Source organism: Streptomyces sp. NPDC046379 (assembly GCF_055587785.1).
In genome coordinates this window covers 464,293-478,583 of record NZ_JBVJFP010000002.1, presented here as the reverse complement: position 1 = coordinate 478,583, position 14,291 = coordinate 464,293, and the positions used below count along the sequence as shown (strand labels likewise).

General features: G+C 74.3%; 11 protein-coding genes. 1 reads left to right on the top strand and 10 read right to left on the bottom strand.

Translation table 11 applies throughout. The features are described from left to right. Nucleotides 1-127: 127 nt before the first annotated feature. The 10 genes from ACZ6KF_RS06025 to ACZ6KF_RS05980 all read right to left on the bottom strand — a co-directional run bounded on the left by ACZ6KF_RS06025 (nt 128) and on the right by ACZ6KF_RS05980 (nt 13,000). Complete coding sequence (locus ACZ6KF_RS06025) at nt 128-1,303, bottom strand: zinc-dependent alcohol dehydrogenase (protein WP_469237468.1); 1,176 nt, start codon at nt 1,301-1,303, stop codon at nt 128-130. Beyond that, a complete protein-coding gene (locus ACZ6KF_RS06020) occupies nt 1,300-1,800 on the bottom strand; it encodes an SRPBCC family protein (protein ID WP_356627842.1) in 501 nt (166 codons plus the stop codon). Before ACZ6KF_RS06020 ends, ACZ6KF_RS06025 begins: the two co-directional genes overlap by 4 nt. Before the next feature lie 105 nt (nt 1,801-1,905). Next, a complete protein-coding gene (locus ACZ6KF_RS06015) occupies nt 1,906-4,155 on the bottom strand; it encodes an SWIM zinc finger family protein (protein ID WP_469237466.1) in 2,250 nt (749 codons plus the stop codon). After that, a complete protein-coding gene (locus ACZ6KF_RS06010) occupies nt 4,152-7,163 on the bottom strand; it encodes a DEAD/DEAH box helicase (protein ID WP_469237595.1) in 3,012 nt (1,003 codons plus the stop codon). Before ACZ6KF_RS06010 ends, ACZ6KF_RS06015 begins: the two co-directional genes overlap by 4 nt. Before the next feature lie 115 nt (nt 7,164-7,278). Next, a complete protein-coding gene (locus ACZ6KF_RS06005; RefSeq protein ID WP_469237464.1) occupies nt 7,279-7,875 on the bottom strand; it encodes a sugar kinase in 597 nt (198 codons plus the stop codon). After that, complete coding sequence (locus tag ACZ6KF_RS06000; RefSeq protein ID WP_356627840.1) at nt 7,872-9,017, bottom strand: ROK family glucokinase; 1,146 nt, start codon at nt 9,015-9,017, stop codon at nt 7,872-7,874. Before ACZ6KF_RS06000 ends, ACZ6KF_RS06005 begins: the two co-directional genes overlap by 4 nt. Before the next feature lie 208 nt (nt 9,018-9,225). Beyond that, nucleotides 9,226-10,029, bottom strand: coding sequence for an ATP-binding cassette domain-containing protein (locus tag ACZ6KF_RS05995; protein ID WP_356627839.1), 804 nt, complete (start codon nt 10,027-10,029; stop codon nt 9,226-9,228). After that, a complete protein-coding gene (locus ACZ6KF_RS05990) occupies nt 10,026-11,063 on the bottom strand; it encodes an ABC transporter permease (protein ID WP_356627838.1) in 1,038 nt (345 codons plus the stop codon). The genes ACZ6KF_RS05995 and ACZ6KF_RS05990 overlap by 4 nt, the downstream gene beginning before the upstream one ends. Then, a complete protein-coding gene (locus tag ACZ6KF_RS05985; RefSeq protein ID WP_356627837.1) occupies nt 11,060-12,064 on the bottom strand; it encodes a sugar ABC transporter substrate-binding protein in 1,005 nt (334 codons plus the stop codon). The genes ACZ6KF_RS05990 and ACZ6KF_RS05985 overlap by 4 nt, the downstream gene beginning before the upstream one ends. A 198-nt stretch (nt 12,065-12,262) precedes the next feature. Beyond that, nucleotides 12,263-13,000 (bottom strand): GntR family transcriptional regulator, encoded by a 738-nt coding sequence (locus ACZ6KF_RS05980; protein ID WP_469175981.1) that lies wholly within the window; start codon nt 12,998-13,000, stop codon nt 12,263-12,265. A 130-nt stretch (nt 13,001-13,130) separates the two neighbouring features. Here ACZ6KF_RS05980 and ACZ6KF_RS05975 point away from each other — a divergent pair, with 130 nt between their 5' ends. Beyond that, nucleotides 13,131-14,153 carry a Gfo/Idh/MocA family protein gene (locus tag ACZ6KF_RS05975; RefSeq protein WP_356627836.1) on the top strand — a complete coding sequence of 341 codons (1,023 nt, stop codon included), beginning with the start codon at nt 13,131-13,133 and terminating at the stop codon, nt 14,151-14,153. The last annotated feature ends 138 nt before the right edge of the window (nt 14,154-14,291 follow it).

Sequence of the window (14,291 nt, the reverse complement as noted above, 5' to 3'; positions counted from 1 at the left end):
CGCCTTCATCCGCCGTCCCGGCCGCGACCACCGTCCCGGCCGCGCGCACCGTCCAGGTCGCGTCCGCCTGCCCTGTGGCTGTGGCGCCGGCCGTTCCGCCCGCATCCGTCTCCCCGCTCCCCGGCCCTCAGCCGCCCGGGCGGATGACCGCGCGCACGCAGCCGTCCGTCTTGTTCTTGAACATGTCGTACGCCCGCGGCGCCTCCTCCAGCGGCACGGCGTGGGTGGCCAGATGGGCCGTGCTCAGCTCCCCGGCGGCCAGACGTTCCAGCAGCATCGGGATGTAGCGCTGCCCGTGCATCTGGGCGCCCCGCACGGTCAGGCCCTTGTTGACCACCGCGCCGAGCGGGAACTTGTCGACGGCGCCGGCGAAGACGCCGAGGACGAAGACCGTGCCGGCCTTGCGGCAGGCGTGGACGGCCTCGCGGACGGCGGTGGGGCGGTCGGTCTGCAGCCGCAGCTGCTGCTTGGCCTGGTCGTACAGGTGCACCGGGGTGTCGCTGTGCGCCTCCATCCCGACCGCCTCGATGCACACGTCCGGACCCCGGCCGCCGGTGCGTTCACGCAGCTCGGCGCCGACGTCGGTGGCCGTGTAGTCGATGACCTCGCTGCCGATGTACTGCTCGGTCATCGCCAGCCGCTCGGGAATCCGGTCGATCGAGATCACCCGTTCGGCGCCCTTCAGGATCGCCGCGCGGGCCGCCATCTGGCCGACGGCGCCACACCCCCACACGGCGACCACGTCACCCGGCTTCACGCCCGCCAGGTCGGCGCCCATCCAGCCCGTCGGCACGGAGTCCGACACGAACAGGGCGCTCGTGTCGTCCACGCCCTCGGGGACGGGGAAGGCGCCGTAGTCCGCGAAGGGCACGCGCACGTACTCGGCGTGGCTGCCGCGCAGTCCGCCCATCGCGTGCGAGTAGCCGAAGATGCCGCCGGTGTCGGAGCCGTAGAGGGCCTGCCCCATGCCCGGGTTGGTGTTGGTGTTGTCGCACAGCGACCACAGGTCGTTGGCGCAGTACCAGCAGCGGCCGCAGCCGACGAAGGAGCAGACCACCACCCGGTCGCCCGCCCGGTGCCGGCGCACCTCGGGGCCGACCTCGACGACCTCGCCGAGGAACTCGTGACCGATGACGTCCCCGGCCCGCATGAAGGGGATGTAGCCGCCGATGAGATGCAGGTCGGAGCCGCAGGTGGTGCCCGCGAGGAGTCGTACGATCATGTCCTGGTCGTTGCGCAGGACGGGATCGGGCACCTCCTCCACGGCCAGTTTGTTCACGCCTTCCCAGCACAGCGCCTTCACAGCACTCCCTCCCCGCCCGCGCGTCGGGTGAGCAGCCCGACCAGCTTCCCGCCCGGTGTTTCGCGGGTGGTGGGCGGCGCGTCGGGTTCGAGCACCTCGCCCGTCTCCAGCAGCGACTTCGCGTCGCGCAGGGCTCGGCGCAGGTCCTGGCGCGGGTCCCGGCCGGCGAGACGTGCGGCCAAGCCGTGCGCGGCGCCCTGCCGGGGTTCCCTGAGCCGGATCGCCAGTTCCGTCCCCCGGTCGCCGGGTGCCGGGCCGATCCGTGTCTCGATCCGGTCGCCGTACTCCCGCAGCGGCGGCGGGAGCGTGCCGGGCCGGATGTCGACCGGGTCGCGGTTGACCGTCACCGTCAGCCAGCGGTCCGCGGCCGAGGGGTCCGCGGGGCCCGCCTGCGAACGCCGCATGACGACGACGGCCCCGGCGGCGAGTCCCGCGGCGACCGCCCACAGTGCCGTCCCGGAGCGGGTCGCGTCGGGGGTGCGTGCGCGCGTGGTCATCGTGCCTCCGTGTCCTTCCTCCGGTGAGGGCGCGGATGAGCGCCACGCCGCCGCGAGTACCCACGCGCACGCGCCCCTACCGGTGGGGTCCGCGACGCGCGGTGGTCACGGCCCCGGAGCGCCGAGGCCGGTCAGGGCGCCGACCGGGTCGGTGTCGGGAGTGCCGCGTGGCCACCAGTCGTCCTGGCCCGGGTCGGACTCGTACGCGTACCAGAGGCCGTCGCGGCCGAGTCTGAGCTGGACGTGGCCCAAGGGGTGGGTGAGGCGGTTGCGCCAGGGGCGGAAGGCGGGGAGGTCGGCGGCGAGCAGCAGCGGGCGGGCGCGGTCGAAGCGGCCGGCCGGCGGGTCCCAGGGCTCCTCGAGGACGGCGAGCCCTTCGGGGCCGCCCTGCCGCCAGGCGGCGACGGCCCGTGCCAGCTCGGCCGGGGTGCGGCCGGCCGCGGCGGCGAGCGAGGAGTACAGGGTGCGGGTGCCCGCGGTGAGGCCGGAACCGGGGCGGGCCGCGGCGAGGCGTACGGCGTCCTGCCACAGCGTCAGTTCGCCGACCCGGTCGCGTCCGGTGGCCAGCAGTGCGTGGGCGCGGGCCGCGGCGTCGGTGGCGAGCTGGTCCAGCGCGAAGGGGTCCGGGCCGCCCGGCGCCGCCGGGTAGACGGGCGGCTGTCCCGGGTGCGGGGGCAGGGGCGACGGGGCCGGCAGCGGCGGGAGTTCGCGGGGGGCGAGGGCCTCGGTGGCGCGTACGCCGGGCAGTTGGGCCGGGGCGCGGTCCTGGGCGGCACGGGCCGCGCGCGCGGCGCTGAGCCGGGACAGCGCGTCGAGCAGCGGGCGTTCGCCCCGGCCGCGCAGCAGGAACAGCACGAAGGGGTCGGCGTCGAGCAGCCGCGCGGTCTGGTAGCAGAGGGCGGCGGCGTGCTTGCAGGGGTGGCCGCTGTCGGGGCAGCTGCACCGGGGGTCCAGGTCGCCGGGGCCGGGCAGCAGGGGCACGTCGCCCTCGGCGAGGGAGTGGGGCACCTCCTTGTCCAGCAGCGCGGCGATGTGCCCCGGCCGGTCGGCCGCGGCGTCCAGGAACCGCTCCCAGTCCGCGTCGTCCAGCGTCCGCAGCCGCACCTGGACGCGGTACGGGCGGGGGCGGCTGCCGTGTACGTAGGCGAGCACCAGGCCGGGTTCGACCGTGATGGCGGCCACATGGCCCTGCTCGGCGTAACGGCGTCCGCGCGCCAGCCGGTTGGCGTCCAGCGCGCCGTCCTCCAGCGCCGTGATCCAGGCGTTGCCCCACCAGGTCGTGGCGAACCGGGCGTCGTCCTCCCTCCGGCGGGGCGGGAAGGCGGGGAAGGTGCGGCGAAGGTCGCCGTCGCGATGGGGGGCGGCCGGGGAGGACGGGGTGCTCACGACGTCGGCGCGTGACTCCCCCGCGGTGCGCGAGCGCCTGCTTTCGGACGCGCGGGCGGTCGGGGCCCGGCGAGGGCGGGCGGCAGCCGTCGCGGCGCGGGCCGCCGCCACGGGCGAGGGCACGGGCGACGGCGCGGGCGCGGGTCGGCGCGTTGGCGAGGGCGAAGGGAGGCGCGAGGGTTCGGCGTCGCCCGCTCGTGCGTCCACACGGGACCGGCGTACCTCCGCCCGCGTCGCCCCCGCCTCCGCCTGCCGTTCACGCCGGGCGGCGCGCAGTGCTTCGCGGGCGAGGTCGGCGGGGCGGGTGTCGGGGGTCGGGGCGAAGGGGGCGGGTGTGGAGGGGGCGGTCGGGTCGGCAGGGTCGGCCGAGGCGGAGGGGGTGGGCGTCTCGTCGCCCGCGCGGTCGCCGAGGACCGTCGGCGGGTGCGCCTCCGGGATTTCGGCGGCGTGGAAGAGGGGGTGGGAACCGGAGCTTGAGCCCGAGGTTGAGCCCGAGGTTGAAACGAGGTCGGAGGAGGAGACGAGGTCGGAGGCGGAGACGGTGTCGGTTCGGTCCGCGTCGTTCGCGGTGGCAGCGGGTTTCCGGGCGGGCGGGTGCGGGTCTTGGTCCGGGTGCGGTTCGGAGTCCGCGCGCCGGTCGGAGTCCGCGTGCGGGTTTTGGTCCAAGTCCAGGTGCGGTTCGGAGTCCGCGTACCGGTCGGAGTCCGCGTGCCGGTCAGCGGCCGGACCACGCCCGTCCGCGACCGGGTCCTGCCGGTCCGCGACCGCACGGCGCAGAGCCGCGCGGGCCGCGTCGCCCGGCCTGGGCTCGCGGGCCCCGGCGGGCGCGGCCCCGGCCCCGCGCCCGGCGGCCGTCTCCTCGGCCGCGCGGGCCTCCCGCTCCCGCGCCGCCCGCAGCGCGCGCCGGGCGACGTCGGCCGGCCGCGACCCGCGCGCCTCCTCGCGGTCGCCGTCGCCGTCGCCGGTCATGCCGTCCTCCGCAGGGACACCAGGTCGGACAGTTCACGGTCCGTCAGCTCGGTCAGGGCCGCCTCGCCGGAGCCGAGGACCGCGTCGGCCAGCGCGCGCTTCGACTCCAGCATCTGCGCGATGCGGTCCTCGACCGTGCCCTCCGCGATCAGCCGGTGGACCTGGACGGGCTGGGTCTGGCCGATGCGGTAGGCGCGGTCGGTGGCCTGTTCCTCGACGGCCGGGTTCCACCAGCGGTCGAAGTGGACGACGTGGCCCGCGCGCGTGAGGTTCAGGCCGGTGCCGGCCGCCTTGAGGGAGAGGACCAGGACCGGGGTCGCGCCGTCCTGGAAGCGGTCCACCATGCGCTCCCGCTCGGGGACCGGCGTACCGCCGTGGAGCAGGTCCACCGGGACCGCGCGGGCGGCCAGATGAGCGGTGATCAGGCGGGCCATGCCGACGTACTGGGTGAAGACCAGGGCCGAGCCGTCCTCGGCGAGGAGGGTGTCCAGCAGCTCGTCCAGCAGGACGAGCTTGCCGGAGCGGGCGGCGAGCCGGTCGCCGCCCGCCTCGTCGTGCCGCTCCCTGAGATACAGCGCGGGGTGGTCGCAGATCTGCTTCAGCGAGGTCAGCAGCTTGAGCACCAGCCCGCGGCGGGCCATGCCCTCGGCCGTCCCGATGGCCAGCAGGGACTCGCGCACCACCGCCTCGTACAGCGCGGCCTGTTCGCGGGTGAGCGGCACCGGGTGGTCGGTCTCCGTCTTGGGCGGCAGTTCGGGGACGATGCCCGGGTCGGACTTCCTGCGGCGCAGCAGGAAGGGCCGCACGAGGCGGGCGAGCCGGGTCACGGCCTCCTGGTCCTCGCCGGTCTCCACCGCGCGCGCGTGCCGGGCACGGAACGACTTGAGCGGGCCGAGCAGTCCGGGGGTCGTCCAGTCCAGCAGCGCCCACAGCTCGGAGAGGTTGTTCTCCACCGGCGTGCCGGTCAGGGCCACCCGCGCGGACGTCGGGATGGTGCGCAGGGCCTTGGCGGTGGCCGAGTAGGGGTTCTTGACGTGCTGCGCCTCGTCGGCGACGACCATGCCCCACTGCCGGCCGGCGAGCGCCGGGGCGGCGGAGCGCATGGTGCCGTACGTGGTGAGGACGAAGCCGGCGCCGAGGCCGTCGAGGGTGCGGTCGGGGCCGTGGTAGCGGCGGACGGGGACGCCGGGGGCGAACCGCTCGATCTCGCGCTGCCAGTTGCCGAGCAGCGAGGCCGGGCAGACCACCAGCGTGGGCCGGGTGCGGGCGCGCTTGAGGTGCAGGGCGATGACGGTGATCGTCTTGCCCAGTCCCATGTCGTCGGCGAGGCAGCCGCCGAGGCCGAGGGACGTCATCAGGTCGAGCCAGGCCAGTCCGCGCAGTTGGTAGTCGCGCAGGGTGGCGTCGAGCCCAGGGGGCGGTTCGGCGGGGTCGACGCCGGCCGTCAGCCGGTCGCGCAGCGCGGCGAGGGCGCCGACGGGCACCGCCTCGACCGGCTCGCCGTCGACCTCGGCGGTGCCGGTGAGGGCGGCGGAGAGGGCGTCGACCGGATCGAGCAGCCCCAGTTCGCGCTTGCGCGCCTTGCGGACGAGGGCCGGGTCGACCAGGACCCACTGGTCGCGCAGCCGGACGACGGGACGGTGGGCCTCGGCCAGTTCGTCCATCTCGGCCTCGGTGAGGGGCTCTCCGCCGAGCGCCAGCTGCCAGCGGAACTGGAGCAGTTCGCCGCTCTCCAGGAAGCCCGTCCCATCGGTCGCCGAGCCCGGCGCGGGCCGTACGACCGCCGCCGCCGTCAGGTCACGGGCCAGGTCGCGGGGCCAGTGCACGGCGACGCCCGCCGCCGCGAGCCGGCCGGCCGCCACCCCCAGCAGGTCGCCCAGCTCGGACTCGGACAGCGCGAGCACGTCGGGCGCGTCCTGTTCTGCGAGCCGGTCGAGCGGGGGCCAGACGCGGGCCGCGCGGCGGACGGCGAGGGCGGCGTCGACCCGCGCGCGGGGGCCGAACCGGGCGTCCGCGTCGCCCGCCCACAGCGCCGCCGCGTCCACGACGAGGGTGGGGTCGGCGAGGCTGTGCACCTGCACGATCGCCGCGCCGGCGCGGCGCAGCACCGCTCCCCCGCCGTCCGCGGCGCCGGTCCCGTCGCCGATGCGGTCGTCGGTGCGGTCGTCGTCGGAGGTGTCGAAGATCGCGTACGCCGACAGGTCCAGGCGCAGCGAGATCCGCACGCCCGCGTCCATGCCGGCGGCGACTTCGGCGGCCCAGTCGTGGGCGTGGGGCAGGTGCTGGGGTGCGCGCACGGCGAAGGGGCCGCCGCAGGCGTGCGGGGCGGCGGGGGTGCGGGGCAGGGTGTCCGCGACGGCGTCCAGGAAGGACCGCATCAGCGCCTCCGGCTCGGGCAGCCGGATCGGGCCGGGGCCGGGCAGGGGCGTCGCGTGGCCCTCGGGGGGCAGGGCGGCGGCCACCGCGCGCAGGTGGGCGATGTCGTCGCGGCCGAGCGGCCCGGCCCGCCACGCGTCGTGGCCGGTGGGGGTGAGGCCGGGCAGCAGCCGGCCGCGGGCGACGAGCCCCAGCGCGTGCAGGGCGGCCGCGCCCCAGCAGGCGGTGGCGGGGTGGGCGGCCGGGTCGTGCCGCGCGCGGAGGAGCAGCGGCAGGGCCGCGCCGACGGGCAGGGTCAGCGCCGGCGTCCGCTTGCGCCGCACTGCGGCGCCGTGACGTCGTACGACGATCAGTTCCGTGCGTTCGACGGGCGGCGGCTCGTCGGCGGCCGGGGCGAGCGAGGCGTCGGCGACGTACGGCGGGACGGCAGCCCGGTCGGGGGAGGCACCGGCGGGGTCCCGCGGCACGGCGGCCGGATCCGGCGAGACGGCGGCCGGGTCCCAGAAGGCGACACGGCCCTCGCGCGGCACGGGCGCGGGCAGGAACACCGCGGCAAGCCCCGCGGGCACGGAACCTGTGGACCCGGCGGCGGACGCGGCGGCCCCGGCCGCAGGGCCGGAGGACTCGACCACGGCCGCGGCGGACCGGGCCGCGCCCGTCTCGCTCGTACGCACGATTCTCACCTCCCGCCCGCTCGTCGGATCAGACGTCTTCGACTCTACGGGCGGGGTCTGACAACCGGCCCCGTCAGGGATTGGTGCGCGAGACGACGTACACCATCGGATACGTCGGATTGCCGGTGTTCACGACGATCGCCCGCGTCGGCCTCGGGTCCTTCTGCTCGTGCACGACGCCGTAGTAGGCGCCGGGCCGGGAGCCGGGGCCGGAGAAGCGCCAGCCGGTGACGTGGCGGTCGCGGGCGCCGATGGTGATCTCGCCCTTGGCCAGGTCGGCGCGGGCGACGCCGACCTCCTTGAGGAACGCGTCCAGACCGGCGTGCGTGGTCTGGAACTGGACGTAGAGCCGGCTGGTGCGCCAGTTGTTGGTCTCGTACCAGGCGACCTGGTTGGCGGGGTGCGGTATCGGCACCTGGTAGAGGCGGCGCTGCACCTTCGACGGCCAGCCCTGGGTCAGCCCGCGCGCGGAGTACTTCTCCTCCTTGTCCTTGCCGCTGTCGCGGCTCTGGTTGGCGGAGATCACCAGGTAGCCGGCCGGGATGCCGATGAGCAGCACGATGATGAGCAGGGTGAGCGCCCGACGGCGGATCACGTGTCCGCGGCTCTCGGCCGGCGCCGCGTGCCCGTCCTCGGGCCCGCCCTGCTGGGGCAGCGACGACCCGCTCACAGCGACTCCTGTGAACGGCGGGCTTCCGTGTACCGCTCGTAGCGTTCGTAGCGCTCCACCCGGCGGCGTTTGGCGCGCCGGAAGCGGCGGGCGACGAGCCGGGCCAGGTCGGCGGCGCCCACCATGCCGGCCTCGGGGCCGAGCTGGGCGCGGACCAGGCGGGCCTCGGGACGGTAGCCGCGGCCGGTCAGATTCCGGCGGAAGGCGTCGCGCGCGGGGCCGATGAGCAGGTCGTCGGCGGCCGACACCCCGCCGCCGATCACGAAGCAGGAGGGGTCGAGGGCGGCGGCGAGGTTGGCGATGCCCACGCCGAGCCACTGGCCGATGTCCTGGAGCAGCTCGGTGCACATGGCGTCGCCCTCGCGGGCCAGCTCCGTGATCATCGGGCCGGTGATGTCGGAGACGTTGCCCTTGACGTGCTCGATGATGCCGTAGGCGACCGGCGAGTCGGCGGCGGCCAGCTCGCGCGCCTCCCTGACCAGCGCGTTGCCGGAGCTGTACTGCTCCCAGCAACCGCGGTTGCCGCACGGGCAGCGGTGGCCGCCGGGCACGACCTGCATGTGCCCGAACTCGCCCGCGACCCCGTACTTGCCCCGCTTGACCTGGCCGTCCTCGAGGATGGCGCCGCCGATACCGGTGCCGAGGGTGATCATGACGAGGTGGTCCTCGCCGCGCCCGGCGCCGAAGCGCCACTCGGCCCAGGCGGCGGTGTTGGCGTCGTTGTCCACCAGCACCGGCACGGACAGGCGGTCGGCGAGGCGGTCGCGCAGGGGTTCGTTGCGCCAGGACAGGTGGGGGGCGAACAGCACGCGGTTGCGGTCGGCGTCGACCCAGCCGGCCGCGCCGATGCCGACGGCGTGCACGTCGTGCCGGTCGGACAGGTCGAGGACCAGCTCGACGATGGTGTCCTCCACGACCCTCGGGCTCTTGGACTTGTCCGGGGTCTCCGTGCGGAGCTTCTCCAGGATGTTGCCGTCGGCGTCGACCACGCCCGCCATCACCTTGGTGCCGCCGATGTCGATCCCCACCGTGGGCACCCGGGGCGCCGTCAGGTGGGAGCGGCGCTCCCGGGTGCCCACGGTGCGCAGGACCGGGGCTCGGCGGGAGCCGATGGGGGCGGTGAGGTCGCGGTAGGTGCTCATCGTGGCCGATTGTGCCGCACGGTCACGCTCTGCGCCGAAACGGGGAGGGCGCGGGCTGCGCGGGACCCGCGCCTGCGGGCGTCCTCGCCGAGACCGCGCCCGCCCTCCCCGCCGTTGCGGCGAACCGGGCCGCGGTCGCCGTCGAGCGGCGCCCCGTGCCGGTGAGGACGGGCGCCCCGTGCCGGTCCCGACGAGCGCTCAACGCCGGTTACGAAGAGCGCTCCAGTTCGTGCCGCAGGTCGTCCAGTTCGTTGCCGCCCGCCATCTGCCGTGTCAGCTCGTCCAGGGTGATGTCGTCCCGGGTGTGGCTGCCCGTCATCGTGCCGCGCTTCAGCAGGACGAACCGGTCTCCCACCAGGTACGCGTGATGCGGGTTGTGGGTGATCAACACGACACCCAGACCCTCGTCCCGTGCCGCTGCCACATACTTCAGCACCACCCCGGACTGCTTCACGCCCAGCGCTGCGGTCGGCTCGTCCAGGACCAGCACCTTCGCGCCGAAGTACACCGCCCGGGCGATGGCCACGCACTGGCGTTCGCCGCCGGAGAGGGTGCCGATGGGCTGGTCGACGTCACGCAGGTCGATGCCCATGCGCAGGAGTTCGGCGTGGGTGGTACGGCGCATGAAGTCGACGTCCAGGCGCTTGAAGGGGCCGGCGCCCCTGCGGGGTTCGGAGCCGAGGAAGAAGTTGCGCCACACCGGCATCAAGGGGACCACGGCGAGGTCCTGGTAGACGGTCGCGATGCCGCGGTCCAGGGCCTCGCGCGGGGAGGCGAAGCGGGTCTCCTCGCCCTCGATGCGCAGGGTGCCGCCGTCGTGCTGGTGCAGCCCGGAGATGATCTTGATGAGGGTGGACTTGCCGGCGCCGTTGTCTCCGAGGACGCAGGTGATGTCCCCCGCGTGGACCTCCAGTGAGACGCCCTCCAGGGCGCGGACGTTGCCGTAGTGCTTGCTGACGTCGGTCAGCTCGACCAGCGGTGCGCCCTTCGCCGTGTCCGTGCTCGTCGTCATGCCGTGGCCTCCGCCCGCTTGCGGACCCAGGCGTTGAGCAGGGTCGCGAGGAGCAGCATCGCTCCGAGGAAGAACTTGAACCAGTCGGGGTTCCACTCGGCGAAGACGATGCCCTTGCTCGTCATGCCGAAGATGAACGCGCCGACCGCCGAGCCGACCGCGCTGCCGTAGCCGCCGGTGATCAGACAGCCGCCGATGACGGCCGCGATGATGTAGATCAGCTCGTTGCCGACGCCCTCGCCGGACTGGACGACGTCGTAGGAGAAGAGCAGGTGCTGGCCGGCGATCCAGGCGCCGAGCGCGACGCCCATGTAGAGGCCGATCTTGGTGCGGGCGACCGGGACGCCGACCGCGCGGGCGGCGTCCTGGTTGCCGCCGACGGCGAAGATCCAGTTTCCGGCGCGGGTGCGCAGCAGGATCCAGGAGGCCACGGCGACCAGGGCGAACCACCACAGGATGGTGATCTTGAAGTCGACGCCGCCGAGGGTGAGCGTGGAGGCGAACACGTCCTGGGCGGCGGGGAAGCCCTCCATGTCGGCGATGGTCTTGGTGGAGACCGTGCCGGAGATCAGCTTGGTGAAGCCGAGGTTCATGCCGGTGAGCATCAGGAACGTGCCGAGCGTGATGATGAAGCTGGGCAGCCTGGTGCGGGTGAGCATGAAGCCGTTGAAGGCGCCGATGGCGAGGGTGGCGAGCAGGGAGACGCCGATTCCGACCCAGACGTTCGCCGTCATCTGGTAGCTGAACATGGACGAGATCAGCGCGGACGACGTCACCAGGACGCCGGCCGACAGGTCGAACTCGCCGCCGATCATCAGCAGGGCGACCGGGACCGCCATGATGCCGATGGTGGAGGAGGCGTACAGGACGGTGCTGAGGCTGGACGCGCGCAGGAAGCTGTCGGCGGCGAACGCGAAGAACACGAAGACGGCGAGCGCGCCGACGACCGAGCCGAGTTCGGGGCGGCCGAGGAGCTTGCGCAGCGGCGAGGCGTGCAGCAGGCGCTCGTCCGCGCGGGTGGTGGCCGCGGTCATCGCGTGCCCCGCTCGGTGTACTCCTGGAGGGCCTCGGCCTGGTCCTTGGTGATGATCTGCGGGCCGGTCAGCACGGGCTTGCCCCCGCCGAGGACGTCGGCGTTGTACTTGTAGAGCCACAGCAGGTCGACCGCCTGGTAGCCCTGGAGGTACGGCTGCTGGTCCACGGCGAAGCCGAGGGTGCCGTCCTTGAGCCCGGCGGCCACCTTGGCGTTGAGGTCGAAGGTGTCGATCTCGGCCTTGCTGCCGGCGCTCTCCTTGGCCTTGACGGCGGTGTCGGCGAACGGGGCGCCGAGGGTGACGACGGCGTCGACGGCGGTGTCGGACTGGAGCTTGGCCTCCAGGGCGGACTGCACGTCGGGCATGTTGGTGCCGGTGACGTAGAGGTTCTGGACGGTGCCCTCGAAGGTCTCCTTCAGCCCGTCGCAGCGCTGCTCGTGGCCGACGTTGCCCTGCTCGTGCAGGACGCAGACGGCCTTCTTCTTCCCGCGGGCGTTGAGCTCCTCGCCGACGGCCTGGCCGGCGATGGTCTCGTCCTGGCCGATGTGGGTGAGCGCGCCGAACTCGGCGGACTCGGCCGAGCCGGAGTTGACGGTGATCACCGGAATGCCGGCCCTGACCGCTCGGGCGACGGCGGCCTTCATCGCGTCGGGCTTGGCGAGCGTGACGATGATGCCGTCGACCTTCTTGTCGACGGCGGCGTCCACCAGCTGGGCCTGCTGCTGGGCCTCGTCGTCGTGTGAGTAGAGGAACTCGATGTTGTCCTTGACGGCGGCCTGTTCCGCGCCGCTCTGGACGATGTCCCAGAACGTGTCGCCGTCACCCGAGTGGGTGATCATCGCGAAGGTCCAGCGGGGCGTGTTCACCGCCGCCCTGCCCTGCGCGGCCGCGGCCTTGCGGGCGTCCTCGGCGCGTTTGCCGCCGGTGCTGCTGCACCCCGCGAGGGACGCGCACAGCGCCCCCGCCACCGCGATGCCCACCCAGGTCCGAAACCGTGCCACGAGGCCGCGCCTTCCTTCTGTTTCCCATGTGTCACCCATGCGTTCAGGACGGGTTCTACCCCGGTCCAAACGCCCCAGTATCGAACACCCGGACAATGCGCCGCGCGCCCGGGGACCGCTAGTCCGTCATCTTGTCAGGACAAGGTGACGAATTCGGGGGCGGAGCCGGGGCGATGTCGGGGGCGAGGCCGGGAGGAGTCAGGGGCGTACGAGGAGCTGGAACTCGAAGGAGTAACGCGCCGGTCGGTAGGTGTGGGCGCCGTACTCGACGGCGCGGCCGGTGTCGTCGAAGGTGGTGCGCTCCATGGTGAGCAGCGGCGCGCCCGGCGTCTCGCCGAGCCGCTCGGCCTCCTCCGCGGCGGCGGCCCGCGCGCCGATGGACTGGCGCGCGCTGTGCAGGGTGATGCCCGCGGCGCGCATCAGCCGGTACAGGCCGGTGGTCTCCAGCCGGGCGGTGTCCAGGTCGAGCAGGCCGGGCGGCAGGAAGTTGCACAGGTACGCCATCGGCTCGGCGTGGGTGAGCCGCAGCCGTTCCAGCCGGTGCACCTCCCCGCCCTCGGGGACGCCGAGAGCCGCCGCGACCTCGGCGGACGCCGGGACGACCGCGTTGACCAGGACCTTCGTCGCGGGGCGCTGTCCGGCCGCCGCCAGGTCGTCGTAGAGGCTGCTCAGCTCCAGCGGGCGCTTGACATGGCTGTGCACGACCTGCGTGCCGACGCCCCGGCGGCGCACCAGGAGCCCTTTGTCGACCAGGGACTGGATGGCCTGGCGGACGGTGGGCCGGGACAGGCCGAGCCGCGCGGCGAGGTCGATCTCGTTGCCCAGCAGGCTGCCCGGGGTGAGGGTGCCCCGCTCGATGGCGGCCTCCAGCTGCTGGGACAGCTGGAAGTAGAGCGGCACCGGCGAGCTGCGGTCCACGCTCAGGCCGAGCGGCACGGTCGGGTCTGCTTCTGCTCTGGGCACGTGCCCGAGCGTAGCTTCGAGGGCAGTTGACGGGAAGTCGTGAAGTCCGATTGTCAGGACATAGGCGTTGACAGTGCGGTCGGTCGCACCCCACTTTGTTTCCATGCGCATCGGGGTCATCGGTACGGGCCGCATCGGCACGATTCATGCGATCACGCTCAGCCGGCACCGGGAGGTGGGTTCCCTGATCCTCACGGACACGGATCCCGCCCGGGCCGCCGAGCTGGCGTTACGGCTCGGGGAGACGGCCGCGCCCGGCGTGGACGAGATCTTCCGGTGGGGCGTCGACGCCGTGGTCGTCACGACGGCCACCGCGGCGCACGCCGATCTGATCGGCCGGGCGGCGCGCTCGGGCCTGCCGGTGTTCTGCGAGAAGCCGATAGCGCTCGACCTGCCCGGTTCCCTGACCGCCATCGCCGAGGTGGAGGCCGCCGGCACGATTCTCCAGATGGGCTTCCAGCGGCGCTTCGACGCGGGCTACGCGGGCGCGCGGGAGGCCGTGCGCTCCGGGCGGCTCGGCCGGCTCCACACGGTCCGGGCGCTGACCTCCGACCCGGCGCCGCCGCCGGCGGAGTATTTGCCGCTGTCCGGCGGGCTCTACCGCGACACGCTCATCCACGACTTCGACGTGCTGCGCTGGGTCACCGGGCGCGAGGTCGCGGAGGTGTACGCCGCCGGGTCCGACGCCGGTCCCGCGATGTTCCGCGAGGCGGGCGACGTCGACACCGCCGCGGTGCTGCTCACCCTGGAGGACGGCACGCTCGCCACGGCCACGGCGACCCGCCTGAACGGGGCCGGCTACGACGTGCGGATGGAACTGGCCGGGGAGCTGGACCAGATCGTCGTCGGCCTGGACGACCGCACCCCGATCGCCTCGACCGAGCCGACCGGCCCACCGGCGGCCACCAAGCCCTGGACGGGCTTCCTGGAACGCTTCGCCCCCGCCTACGAGGCCGAGCTGAACGCGTTCGTGGAGGTCGTCCGCGGTGAACGCGCCAACCCGTGCGACGGCCGCGAGGCCCTCCAGGCCCTCCGCGTCGCCGAGGCCTGCGACCTGTCCCGGCGGGAACACCGCCCGGTCCGTCTGGTGGAGATTCCGGGAGGCGCGGAACCGGTACTGCGGTGATCGGGGGGCGTCCCGTCGAGGCCGAGGGCGCGTTCCGGCGGCGCGGGCGGAGCCGCACGGCCCCCGCGGAGGGACTCGCCGACGGCGCTGTACGCCGGCCGGCCGCGGTCGGCGGGCGCCACGCGGACCTGGTCGTGC

Excerpts from the sequence above, each read along its gene's own strand:
- ACZ6KF_RS06000 (WP_356627840.1), bottom strand. The coding sequence starts at position 9,017 with ATGAGCACCTACCGCGACCTCACCGCCCCCATCGGCTCCCGCCGAGCC.
- ACZ6KF_RS05990 (WP_356627838.1), bottom strand. The coding sequence starts at position 11,063 with ATGACCGCGGCCACCACCCGCGCGGACGAGCGCCTGCTGCACGCCTCG.
- ACZ6KF_RS06015 (WP_469237466.1), bottom strand. The coding sequence starts at position 4,155 with ATGACCGGCGACGGCGACGGCGACCGCGAGGAGGCGCGCGGGTCGCGG.
- ACZ6KF_RS06020 (WP_356627842.1), bottom strand. The coding sequence starts at position 1,800 with ATGACCACGCGCGCACGCACCCCCGACGCGACCCGCTCCGGGACGGCA.
- ACZ6KF_RS05995 (WP_356627839.1), bottom strand. The coding sequence starts at position 10,029 with ATGACGACGAGCACGGACACGGCGAAGGGCGCACCGCTGGTCGAGCTG.
- ACZ6KF_RS05975 (WP_356627836.1), top strand. The coding sequence starts at position 13,131 with ATGCGCATCGGGGTCATCGGTACGGGCCGCATCGGCACGATTCATGCG.